Raw genomic sequence first — 13,155 nt, forward strand, 5'->3', positions numbered from 1 at the left:
GGATATACGCCTTAATCTGCTCCGCCTGTTGCAATTTGCCCTGCAGCGATTCAATATTACCCGTAACACCTGCCAGCTTTCCTTTGGATGCACCCAGCAGCTCACCTTTCCCTTCCAGGAACTTTAAGGAATTACCCAATGAATCCAGATAGCTGTTCCCTACAGGCAGCTTCCCCGTTACCTTATTTTTGAGCCCTGCCTTCAGGCTGCCCAAACTGTCTATTGATTTCGAGAAAATATTACCTGCAGCCACAGAATCGACCTTCCACAGGCGGGCCTTCATTTTCTTTTCCTGTTTAAGTAAACGGCTCAATGCCTTGTCAGCACGCTTATTTACCTGCTGTTCCACATGCATTGACTTCTGTTTTACCTGGGATAAATATTTTGCAGGTAATTCTGGTGCTTTCATAGAACTGCTATCCCGGGCTGTAACTGTCGTATCAGTACGATAGGTATCAACAGGGTTATGCAGGTTCATTATAAGAAGACTTATAACAATCCAACTATTCATATTATAGGCTAAGATCTAAATTGAGAATTGTGAATATGCTCGAACAAAGTATAGATTATGAAATAAATTTTGGGCAACATCAAATTTCAACTGCAGCAAAGGTCACAAAACGATCTGATAAAGCGTATAACACATTCGTTGTAAAAGAATTGCAACCCCTATTATCAGATATCCCATTACAAAGAAAAACAACGCCTGCGCATCGTATATGCGCAGGCGAGTTTATATTACTTCCGGCCGACTACCGGATGTTTATATTTACTTCAGATATCTCAATCGGCCCCCTACTCCGCTCCTAACAATCTATTTCGACTCTTCCGCTTCCATCTCCTTCGGATTCGGCGCTCCTTTTCCCGTAGCAATCAGGTTCTTTAAACTCTCCTGTATATACCCTGTCCATGCATCATGACAAATCTGATAACATTCATACGCAGGCACTAATCCCTGGTGCATGAAGTGCACCTCTGTCCTATCTCCCTTTTGCACAATCTCGAAGATGATCTTTGTGTCCTTCCATTCATTCTTATCTGCTGTAAAACTGAAATAATTATCCAGAACATGCCAAACCGCCTTCTGCGCAGGAATAAGCTCAATAATCTTGATACGGCAGCGATGGACATCCTTGTAACTATATGTAAATTCACTATTGAGTTCATCTGTGTTTCCTTTTATGTTCTCGGACCACCATCCGCGAACGTTATTAATAGCATTAAAAGCTTGCTGGGCTGTCTGATCCACCAGAATAGCAGTTGTGAAATCCGGATTTTTCATGCTTCCATTTTTTATGTTAAGCAAATTTACCCCTCATTTACACAACGCTGGCTGTACTAATTGGACATTCTGACAGGCGGATTTAGACAGCCCGGCTACCTTATTCTCTCACATGGAATACCTTATACGTAGTCACAACATCATTTGCTCTCAGCTGCAATACATATATACCTGCCGGCAGGTTTGGCGTCTGCCAGGTAACAGTCTGTACACCTGGTTGCATCACCTTATCTACCAGACGAGCAATCATTCTGCCATTCACATCGTAAACATTCAGCTGAACCCTGCTTTCATCTGCAACATCAAATGAAATAACGGTGTAACTATTGAACGGATTAGGATAAGTCCTGATGAATGCCTGTCCCATTAATTCCTTACGGGCGCGGTTTTCCAAATCCTTCCATTCTTCGTCATTGTCTCTCAACGCAGATGACTGACGGAGCGGCATTGCCCGCAGCTGATCAATGATCTTCTGTGCGGAAGTAATAAGTGCATTCCTGTCAATATCTGTCAGATGTGTTCTTTGTGTCGCATTCCTTACCAGCACAATGAATATCCTCAATACAACAATAGCTGGCCGGATCTGTCCCCTGTTTTCCAGTCTCAATGAAATTTCCACGATCCCGTTCAGTATTCTTCCTTCCCGCGGAGTAAGCCTGCCGGCGTTCACCAATGCTGTGATCTGCTGCATGAGCGCCTTATATTGCTGTGCTACATCCTGCTGCTGCTGGGTCGCCTGTATGGAAACACTGCTTTGATCATCTTCAGTACCGACATTATTACCAGGGGATGAATCCGGATCTGGCAGTTTACTGGCCGTCACTTCCGCAGTACTGATAATATTTCCGGAGGCATTAACAGTACCTGTGATGGTCAGCGTTGCCTGCTTACCATTAAGCAGCAGCGGCACCTGCCATTTTCCTGTCGTATTACTATAAGTACCAACAGTAACTACAGCCTGTTTAAAGGTAACACCAGCAGGCAATACATCTGTAACGACGATATCCGGCGCATCTGCTGTTCCTTTATTAGTTAACTGAATAGTGTATATCACCTGGTCTCCAACAGTATACTGCGTCTTATCAGCCTTTTTGATCAGCTCAAGATCAGCAGTCAGCTCTTGTATCTTTATGGAAACACTGCTTTGATCATCTTCTGTACTGACACCATTGCCAGGAGAGGAATCCGGATCAGGCAATTTACTTGCTGTAACTTCAGCAGTATTGGTAATAGTTCCCGCAGCATCAACAGTACCAGTGATAGTCAGCGTAGCCTGCTTACCATTAGACAGGAATGGCACCTGCCACTTACCTGTCGTATTATCATAAGTGCCTAAAGTAGCCGTAGCCTGTTTAAAGCTAACACCAGCCGGCAGTACATCTGTAACGACAATATCAGGTGCATCCGCCGTTCCTTTATTTGCTAACTGAATAGTATATGTCACCAGGTCGCCAACAACATACTGCGTCTTATCGGCCGTCTTAGTTAATTCAAGATCTGCGGTTTCAATAGTTCCCGTCCCCAGACAAGCGCTGAATTCACTGGTATTGTGATTAGGGTCAGTAGCGGTACTGGTAACAACAGCCCCCGCCGGTAGTGTTATACCAGTTAAGATCGCATTAAAAGCGGCATTACCGCCCGCGTCAGTAGTCACTTTAAAGGAATCCAGGAAAGCCTGCCCCTCTCCAAATCCTGACGGATTACAGGCATCATTGGAGTAGAAATCCAGTCTGAAAGTTGTATTAGGAGTACTATTCAACGTACCCAGTATATCGGTATTTCCACCTCCACTGTTTACAGCTGTCAGTACAGGAAAATTCTGTAGATTATTCGGTCCGGCATCTCCGTCACCAGGATCATTTGCAGTAGGACCATCATTGCCCAGGTCAAGGCCCAGACCATTATTTTTGAAAATAGCATTCGCTGTTAAAGCACTACCTGTACCCGTTCCTCCGAAAGCAATACCTTTTCCATTAGCGGTGACGGTATTATTATTAATACTGGCCGTTGCGGCATCATTCACCAATATGCCGATGCCATTACCGGAAATGGTGTTGCCTTCAAGGTGCGCAATCGTAGTACCGTTCAGCAGGATACCCGGTCCTCCGTTGCCGGTAACAGTATTATTGAGTATACTTTTCTCCGTTAGGAAACTGGTAATTTCCAAACCTCCCAGCACATTCTTATCAAAAAGATCTTCCTCTATGAAAGCCCGGACAGTAACAAGATTCTTCCCATCACTGATCCAGCGGAGACCAACGCCACCATTCAGGACAAATGTATTGTCCATTGCTGTGAGGGTCGCAATGGCATTCACATCGGCGAACACATCCAGTCTGTCTCCGTCCTTACCATTATTGACAGCCGACGAGCCCGACAAGACATAGCTGACTTCCGTTCCTGCCTTCAACACCATTCTTCCCGTCCTTGCTCCGCCCGCATTGCCCGTATATACATCTGCCTTTGCCCTCACCGCTATTTGCACACCGGATACAGGATCTACTACGTAGTTGAAGGCCACACCGGCATTACCGTCATATATCCCACTGTTGAAATCTTTGTTCCCTGCCGCATGAAATATAAAGTTAGCCCCCGCCTGACCAAGCTTCAATGTATCGCCGGCAAAAAGCCAGTCAATCTTTCCACTCAAAGACTCTACTACATCCAGCGCCATACCATTGCCACCATGAAAATTATTTTCATACTTCATCTGTACAGTCTTTCCATCCCCGAACCGCAGCTTGCTCCCAATCGTCATATTCCCCTGAAAAGTGTTTTTACGGATATTATAACTACCATCTCCGGTTACAAACAGATCAATACCTACTCCCACAATATCAGTGATATAATTCCCTTCGATGGTGATCGGTTTAGCACTGGCAGCGATGCCTATTTTGAACTTGGCGCCCGTTTTATTTTCCCCAATAAAATTTCCCAGTATCTTGATCCCTTCTGTCAGGCTACCCGTGACAGTAACACCGTTGCTGTTGGTATTACCCGCCATCTTGTTTCCCTGGTTGTCGGCCGCCCCGCCGATAGTATTGTTTGGTGCATTATTTAAAACAACAGCATCCCCCTTGTTTGGCAAGGCATTCTCACCCGATATATCCAGGCCGATGAGATTACCTACTGCAAAGTTATTCTGCGCTCCGTTGGTGCCAAACTGCGAGGGATCAAGTCCCTGGATATTAATACCATGGCCTTCATTCCCTGATATGATATTCCTTAAAATACCAGTACCTCCAATCATACAGCCAGGTGTATTGTCAATGAATATCCCGTCTCCGCCATTACCTTTGGCGGTAGCGCCGGTAAAGTCGGTGCCGATATAATTGTTCTGTATACGGTGCCCGCCTTCGCCCGGAGGTGGTGTACCGGAGATGAACATGCCGTGAGAAGAAAAACTGTTGATGACCAAAAAGGAAATGTCACAGCCGCCGCCAAGCAAACGTAGACCTATTGCACCTCCTCCTGCCCCGCTTCCGTCCAGTTCAATACGCCTGCCGTCGCTATTCACGCCGCTGATAGATACTGCTCCCAGAATAGGCGGCAATGCTCCCAGACCTGTGCTTCCTACTTTTATAACAATACTACCTCCACCCGGTGCATTGGTTATTGCAAAAGTGATCCGGTTTTGTCCCAGGTGGCGGTTACCATTCTGATTTTGTATGGCTGCACGAAAAGTGCATTGGTCGCCCATTGTAATGGGGTCGACGTCACATTTCCCGTCATCTCCAATATCATTTGCGTTAGGATCACTTTCGTCACTGGTCATATTCACTGTAAATGTCTTGGTACCCTGTGCCTGTATGCTGACTGGCATAAGTAATAGAAACAGTAAGGAGATAATCAAAAAACTTTGTACTAAAGAACCATAGCAATAATTTAGTTGTGTTTGGTAGACATAAACGGGGTTGGTAAGAGATGAATACCTCTCGTTTAGATTTTGTCTCATGGTGATATGCTTTTGGAGTAAGCAATACGATACAATCCAGATTATAGGAATCCCTCTATTCCCTGAAAGGGAACGATCATTCTACATGCCCGCGTAATGAGTTGCCAGAAAAAAGGCCCACTCAGGTTGTTGAGTAATACATTGGAGTATTTTTTTGGGAGAAAATAGTTGGTATAATGAGAAATACTGGACGTCTAAAATTGGCTGTAATTCTACGATAGATGTGATGGAATCGATTCCAAACCAGTTAGTTATTAATAGCAACAAAGTTCATAAAAACGAGAGAGATAAAAAATAATATATTGCTGCTCACAAAAATTCTTTCATCAGATAAGGGTATCTGTTCTCATCAAATATTTATTTAGTTTTACGCCTCTATGGCAATATTCCCTCCCGGAAGCATCCAACTTCTCGTCCTGCTGATACTGGGCTGTATTATGTTCATCTGTATCAGAACAAAAAAACTAACTATTCCGGCAGCCCTGCTGGCAGGTCTGATCGGCTTCATTGCCATCCTGGGTACAGGATGGACTGGCTTACTTTCACTTCTCCTGTTTTTTATACTTGGTGTTTGGGCCACTTCCCACCGGAAAGATCTGAAAGCTAAAATAACGTCTGAAGGCATACATCCCGAAAGCCGGAAAGCCAGCCAGGTTTTTGCCAATGGCGGTGTGGCAGGTATCGTATCGTTTGTCGCCTACCTGGATCCTTCACATCTAGCCCTTTACGAACTAATGGTAGCCGCCAGCCTGGCATCTGCGCTGGCAGATACGCTTTCTTCCGAACTGGGTATGGTATATGGCCGTAACTTCTACAACATCTGGAGTTTCAAGAGAGAAGCCAAAGGACTGGATGGCGTTGTCAGCCTGGAAGGAACACTGATCGGTACCGTAGGCGCCGCGCTGATTGCACTGCTATACGCCGGCTTTGATAAAATGGGCATTATCGTCTTGCTGGCGGGTGTACTGGGGAATCTCCTTGACTCAGTACTCGGTGCAACACTGGAACGCGACAAACATATCGGGAATGATGCGGTGAACTTCCTTAATACTTTGTTCGCCGCAATTTTTGGTGGAGCATGTTTCGCACTTGTACAGCACTGACATGTGGACTATTGAAACCATTCCTCTTTGAGCACTCTGCAGTCCTTTTTTGAAATCATAACTTTTTTAAAGAATCCAGCTGACAGCCCCGGGCTGTATAGGTTAAAGGCTCATACTTCTGTCTTTTGAAAACTGAACAGGATGCCAGGCATACCGCGCATACCAAAGGGGACAATAATGTTGCTTTCATAAGATGAGATTGCATTTGTTGAAATTATCCTTTTTTTTCGTTAAATTCATTATAAGCAAGCATCGTTACACCAAACAGCTTTATCATGTCCACGTTTACTGAACATAAAACTACGGTATTTGATAAGTTCCCCGCCATGCGCACCCCACACCTGGAACTGGTCCAGATTACCGAGAAACATGCCAATGACCTGTTTAAGATATTATGCGATAAGCAGGTGAGCCAATACTACAACCTGTTGCCTCCGGAAGATGAAAAAGATTGTCAACGTCTTATCGATTACTTCCGTGAACGCTTCAAATCAAAAGCCGCCATCAGATGGGGTATCCAGCTGAACGACAATAACGAGATCATTGGTACGGTAGGATTCAACCATTTCACGAAAAAACACCGGGCCAATTTAGGGTACGACCTGCAATATGACTATTGGAACAAGGACATTATTGCAGAAGCCCTGTATGCAGTTATCAGTTTCGGCTTTTTTGCGCTGGACATCAACCGTATAGAAGCAGAAGTGATGGAAGGAAATGATCCTACCATAGAAGTACTGCATAAGATTGGCTTCCACCAGGAAGGTATCCTCAGGCAGTGGCATTACTGGGATGACAAACACTATGACATGCTGATGTTCTCCCTGCTACGCTCAGATGGAGAGGCATAAGAACTGACTTCCCCGCTGATAGTCTTATTATCCCCTTGCAAGCCGGTTTGCGACCCAGGCCAGGACATTACTTTAATATGACCTCATCGACGAGTTCAGAGACCGTTGTATTGAGCTATCCGGAGGTATAATTACCAAAACTTTTTCTCAACATCCCGTAAACCAGGTTGACCGGTTACGGGATTTTTTTTGCCTTTCACCTTTCATATAATCTATTAATAATATACCTTACTAACATCTTAACATCTATTTACATAGACCTTATTTTATAAGCTCCTTGCAAAGCTTCTACTATAGTGCTTTCCCTGAGATAACCCATATATAACCCATATATAAGCCATATATGACCCATATATAACCCATATTTAAAAGATATGGATTATATATGGGTTATATATGGTTAGATAATAGTTTATAGATGATTTATAGAAGAGAATTACTTAAATTGGTATCCTGTTTCACGCCTGTTAACCTCAGAGTGAGCATACAATCCATACTTTTATTTGTAACCATTTAAAAACTGTTAATTCCCTTATTATGGCCATTGTTACTAACAAGCTGCTTGACATCAACGGAAGTTTAGGGATGTTCAGCTTCTACAAACGAAGAGATTCCGACAAGATCATTGCGCGCACCAAAGGTGGCGCTACCAGAAAGCAGATCCAGAAATCACCGAAATTTGCGCTAACACGCCTCAACAATGATGAATTTGGAGACGCAGCAAAGGGGGGCTGTGCCATCCGCCTGGCAATATTTCATATCCGGCACCTGGCAGACTATAACTTTACGCCTACAATGAATGCCTTATGCAGGTCTATTATGAAGATGGATATCCATAGACCACTTGGTATAAGAAAGACGGAATTTTCGGAATACCGCCACCTGCTGGATGGGTTTAATCTCAACAAACGGTATCCCTTCAACAATGTGGTAAAACCACCTGTCTACTGTACTATAGACCGAAACACGGCAAGTGCTACCGTTCAACTTCCCGAACTGACTCCGGGCATTAACCTGTCATTACCATGGCAATATCCCATGTACAGGATCGTGCTGTCCATTGGTATTCTCTGGGATGGAGGTGCTGACCGCCATTATGCAGCCAGCGCTCCCATGCTGATCAGTCAGCCTGTTACTACGGCCTGGCGATTGGCGGCACAGGCTTATAAAGGAGAAACAATCATACTGCAACCGGGTACTGCCCAAAAGTTGCGTGACGATGAAACACTGGTAGTATCCATAGGCATTGAAATGGGCACTCTGATCTCTGATGCAGTGATCGAGCGGGTAAAATATGCAGGTAGCGGAAAGATCCTGATAACAGGATAATAAAAGCGCTTGTATAGAGACACTATCATACTAGAACCTGAAACCGGCTGTAATATAAGGCAGCGCTCCTTCTTCTGAGATACCAACCGCTGCCTGTATCAGGAACAGTTCCACCGGTATGATATAGATACCGCCACCATAACCGTCGTGCCATCTGCTGGAAGATTCGTTGGGCATCCATACACGGCCCAGGTCATTAAATCCGACCAGGCCTACACTTCCCGGCAACAGGTAAGAGGTGAAGTCAAATAATTTCAGGCGTAGTTCAAAGTTGTGATACACGGCCGTCTTTCCGACGAAACGGTTGGTATGAAAACCGCGAAGGATCTGCGTACCGCCTATAGACATCATCTGGAAATAAGCAGGATCACCGAAAGTGGTGCCCGCGGCTATACGATTTGCCATCACCAGTGTGGAATCGCCGATCAAAGGAACATAAAAGCTAAAGTCAGACGTCAGTTTGCCATATCTTTTATGTTCCCTGTTCGTCTGTTGCATGCCGGTCAGCTCCGTATGCCAGTTGATGCCCTTACGCGGCATCATACCCGGATTACGGGTATCCGCCTCTATAGCTGTTACCAGCCCCGCATAAATGCGGTCGTCAAATACACTTTCTCCCGGGAAAGCAGCATTGTAAGCTCCCAGGAACTTGTGACTGTTGTTAGCTTCCCGGCTGGTATAAAACTGTCCCGCAATACCTCCGCTCACGGCGATGTGATTGGCAATGGAACGATACAACCTTACATCGCCATTCACCAGGTCATACCGGTTACGGTAATACGAGATCTGTTTTTCATTTTCATTCACAAAAACAGATTCATTACCCAAACCGAAGAAGTTACTCAGGTTATGCGGTCCGCGGGAAAGGATATTGATACGCAGGTCATTCTTTCCTACCAGCTGTTTAAAATCAGCCAGGTATTGCAACAGGAAGGCCTGCCTGCCGGTCACATAACTCACTATCAACTGATGTTGTTGTGCATAGGGCTTCTTACGGAATCCCTGCTTTTCATACATCATATTGGCGCGGAACATAAGGCCCTGATCAGGGTTGTACTGTACGGAGAATAACGGCCCGAACCTGTCAAACAGGAAACTGCGTTTATCATAGCTGTTCACGGATGTATCAGCAGCTGTTCTGATCTTCGCATCTCCTTTCGGCGGTATATGATTTTCTTCGTCAGAGCGGTCATATACATACAGCCTTCCTTTACGTGGCACATCATTCGCCACAATGAAGCTGTCTACACCGCTGCCACCTATCATACGGATACGAATAGGCGATCCCTCATTACCACTCACGCTGAATACGTCACGCCCGTCAAGACCATACAACCGGACTTCTTTCGTCACTGCCGGATCGAATACCCGTTTATACAGCAGATCATCCGTAGTACCGTCCTTTTTTATTTTGTAGATAGACACGTCCACCTTACCATGCGGTTGTCGCTGAATATCCAGCAACTCCTGTTTATCGGAAGCCGGAACATCCACATAGATGGACAGGAATTTATAATAGCTGATCGCTTCTTTTTCCACCTTGTCTCTGCGGGCAATAAAAGCACTGATGATCCGCTCTCCGGACAACCGGAAGATCGTGTCCGGCATGAGCATCACTGACTGACGAATAAGACTGTCTGTCAGTGTAGCCTGGATATAATGCACCTGCTCCCGCCAGTCTTCCTCACTCAGTCCATTCAGGAAATAACGGTCAAAATACCGGGCATTGAAGTTAAAGCCCTTGATATCCCGGATATGGTCATGATAACCCTGGAACTTGGATTTCAGCCATTGATGGGAGATGATCCAGGGAAACAAACCGGTGGTATTGTAATACACCTGGTCCCTGTCGCGGGGCACCGGTGTATAGGTTACTTTCTTCTTATTCTTTTCCCGCTCCCAGCGCCATTGATCTTCATGCCGGTCCCAGTCGCCCAGCAGCATATCCAGCAGTCTTGCCCTCAGCACAATCTGTTGATTGAGGCGCACATCGTTGTCGTCTTCCAGCTTGCGTTGTGTTTTTTCTGTATTGTCGGTACGGCTGGCGTCTTCGGGTTCTCTTTCTTCAAACAGGAACACGGCATTGGCAAAGTCTTTCCGGTATTCTCCCAACGCAGGATCATCGGGTATATATATGATCTGCGGATTGGCATGAGGTATCCCCAGGGCTTCCGCCAGCGGCGGAACAGTCAGCGAGGAATACGGATGTGCAGTAACCACCTGGTCCTGCAGAATATCTTTGGCAATGGTGGCCCTCAGATTTTTGGGTAGCCCCCTTTCAGGATATTTCTGGATGGTACGCAATACCCATTCCTGGCCGCTGGGGTCTTTCAACCGTAAGGACTTGGTTTGTAGTCCACCGCCCCTTTGTTCGATGGTCAGCCCTCCCTTTTCTTTTTCCAGGTAGAATACCTTCATCTTTACAGGAGCTGCCCATAGCTTGCGGTAACTATCGCCAAACAATATACGGTGTACACCGCTTACACTATCATAAGCGGGAGAAATAGCTACGGTAATACTATCGCCGGCAGGCGTTTGCGCCTGCGCCGTGGAAATTGCCAGGATAGCCAGGGTAGTAAAAAGTCTGTTCAGGCCCATGCAGTTGTTTTGTCGGATTGATTAGTTATCTGGATAACATGAGGCTCCAGCCAGACGCTCAATATCAATGTTTGTGCCCTGCCCCGGGATAACCTTCAGAAGAAACACGAAAAATACGAAAATGAAGATAACTCCACCAAAGAAGGCACAAAAATTTATATTTGAAAGAACAGGCAGTTAACCAGCATACGAGGCCGCCTTATGCAAAACATGTATAACATAGACATTGTTCTCTCCCCCCGGTGGTTCTTTTCCCGGGGTCGAACCCTCGGGATCCCGTGTTTATAACAAATGAGATGAGCAAAACAATATAGGATTCCTAACGGAGTCCCGTGGTTGTAGCCCGGGGTGCAACCCCGGGATCCGATGTTTACAACAAATGCCATTAACAAAACACAATAGGACGCCGTCAGGAGTCCCGTGTTTGTAGCCCGGGGTGCAACCTAAATAATTACTAATCCGGGACAGCGGCAGCCCTGACAGCACTATTCCGGATAAACATAACAGACATCAGTGCTCCGAGGAAACCCAGGAATCCTGATATCCGCATGATCTTCTGATATGCCGATATAAAGCTGCTATGATATAGCCGGGTTACTTTTTCTTTATCTGCTTCATTCAGTGATGAGGGTGCTTTTGCATTTCCCAGTTCCGTTGTCTGTTGCATAACCTCCTGTTTGCTGGCCTCATTCAAGGGCAATGCCGACAGTTCATGTTTCAGTGAACCGGAGAAAAACAGGACCGCTAATGCCCCAAGGATGGCATTGGCAAATACCACTGCAATACGAGATAAGGCATTATTAATACCGGAAGCTGTTCCGGAGAAGTGATCGCTGACAGCGCCCATCACGGCAGCAGTCAGAGGAGCTACGGTAAAAGACATCCCCAGCCCGAAAACAACAATACCGGGAAAGAAGGTACTGAAATAGGCAGATGGTCCGGCTGTTTGTCCGACAAAAGACAACATCAGCAGTCCAGTTCCGGCGGTGGCCGGACCGATGGTCAATAAGAGCTTGGGACCATATTTATCGGCCAGACTACCTGCAAAGCGGGCCACAAACACCATGAGGATCGTAAAGGGTAAGAAGGTAAGTCCTGACTGCAACTGATCATACCCCTGCGCCTGTACCAGATTAAGAGAAAGGAACAACATACCGGCTCCCAATCCGGCGTAGAGAAAGAGGGTCAGCAGGTTGGCCCCGGAGAATGTCATGTTCCTGAACAGCGACAAAGGCATCATCGGATGTCTGCTTTTCTGCTCTATGAAGATGAAAGCGGTCAGCAGCAACAGGCCAGCTCCTAATGAAACAAGTACCTGCCAGTTGTTAAATCCGACCTCGGGGATACGCAGGAAGCCAAAAGTAACAGCTGCCAGTCCGAGCGCAATGGCGCCAGCACCGGAGAAGTCCAGTGTTTTATCGTCATCATCTGCAATACTTTCCTTCACTTTCCGCCAGAGAATGAGCACTGCTACCACGCCAATGGGCACATTGATGAAAAAGATATACCGCCAGTAACCGGCGTCAGCCAAAGCGCCTCCCAGTACTGGTCCGCCGATGGTTACCATGGTAGTAAAAGCAGACCAGGTACCGATGGCTTTGCCTCTCTCGTTTTCATTTATGGAGGAAGAGATCAGCGAAAGACTGCCAGGTATCATCAATGCGCCACCAATGCCCTGTAAGACTCTGAAGAGAATTAGCAGTGTCACATCGCCCGCCATTCCACAGGCAGTGGAACCTATGATGAATATGACGATGCCGGTAATGAAGATTTTTTTTCGGCCTAACTTATCTCCCAGCGAACCACCGATCAGCATCAGCGACGCCAGCATTAAAAGATATGCGTTCAACATCCAGAACAGGTCTGTCCCGGAGGCGTGCATACTTTTCTGGATAGCGGGCAGAACCACGTTCAGGGCCGTGCCATCAATAAAGGCCATAGCCGAGGCCATGATCGCCGATACCATGATCCATTTACCGGATGCGCTGGAGAGAGAGACTGTTGCCATTCAGGAAAGTTAGGACAAAAAAGGACGCA

Annotated in this window: 7 protein-coding genes and 1 pseudogene; 3 read left to right on the forward strand and 5 right to left on the reverse strand. The window is 46.1% G+C overall.

Going from position 1 to position 13,155, the window contains the following annotated elements; all coding sequences use genetic code 11:
- The 3 genes and pseudogenes from F3I09_RS17970 to F3I09_RS17980 form a co-directional block, all read right to left on the reverse strand.
- Positions 1-478 (reverse strand): annotated as a pseudogene (locus tag F3I09_RS17970) (hypothetical protein); the annotation flags it as partial.
- Between the two features lie 336 nt (positions 479-814).
- Positions 815-1,282 (reverse strand): SRPBCC domain-containing protein, encoded by a 468-nt coding sequence (locus tag F3I09_RS17975; protein WP_149696423.1) that lies wholly within the window; start codon positions 1,280-1,282, stop codon positions 815-817.
- 100 nt (positions 1,283-1,382) lie between these two features.
- A complete protein-coding gene (locus F3I09_RS17980) occupies positions 1,383-5,105 on the reverse strand; it encodes a right-handed parallel beta-helix repeat-containing protein (protein WP_188133854.1) in 3,723 nt (1,240 codons plus the stop codon).
- A gap of 509 nt (positions 5,106-5,614) precedes the next feature.
- Here F3I09_RS17980 and F3I09_RS17985 point away from each other — a divergent pair.
- The 3 genes from F3I09_RS17985 (at position 5,615) to F3I09_RS17995 (ending at position 8,520) form a co-directional block, all read left to right on the forward strand.
- Positions 5,615-6,340 (forward strand): DUF92 domain-containing protein, encoded by a 726-nt coding sequence (locus F3I09_RS17985; protein ID WP_149696425.1) that lies wholly within the window; start codon positions 5,615-5,617, stop codon positions 6,338-6,340.
- 275 nt (positions 6,341-6,615) lie between these two features.
- Positions 6,616-7,191 (forward strand): GNAT family N-acetyltransferase, encoded by a 576-nt coding sequence (locus tag F3I09_RS17990; RefSeq protein WP_149696426.1) that lies wholly within the window; start codon positions 6,616-6,618, stop codon positions 7,189-7,191.
- A 537-nt stretch (positions 7,192-7,728) separates the two neighbouring features.
- Positions 7,729-8,520, forward strand: a complete 792-nt coding sequence (locus F3I09_RS17995; protein WP_149696427.1) for a hypothetical protein — start codon at positions 7,729-7,731, stop codon at positions 8,518-8,520.
- A 30-nt stretch (positions 8,521-8,550) separates the two neighbouring features.
- On the opposite strand, the gene F3I09_RS18000 is transcribed toward F3I09_RS17995, so the two are convergent.
- Both F3I09_RS18000 and F3I09_RS18005 read right to left on the reverse strand, forming a co-directional pair.
- The gene (locus F3I09_RS18000) at positions 8,551-11,118 is read right to left on the reverse strand and encodes a BamA/TamA family outer membrane protein (protein WP_149696428.1); all 2,568 of its coding nucleotides are present in this window, start codon (positions 11,116-11,118) and stop codon (positions 8,551-8,553) included.
- A gap of 454 nt (positions 11,119-11,572) precedes the next feature.
- Complete coding sequence (locus F3I09_RS18005) at positions 11,573-13,126, reverse strand: MFS transporter (RefSeq protein ID WP_149696429.1); 1,554 nt, start codon at positions 13,124-13,126, stop codon at positions 11,573-11,575.
- Between the last annotated feature and the right edge of the window lie 29 nt (positions 13,127-13,155).

The organism is Chitinophaga sp. CF418, assembly GCF_900142925.1.
Classification (GTDB): Bacteria; Bacteroidota; Bacteroidia; order Chitinophagales; family Chitinophagaceae; genus Chitinophaga.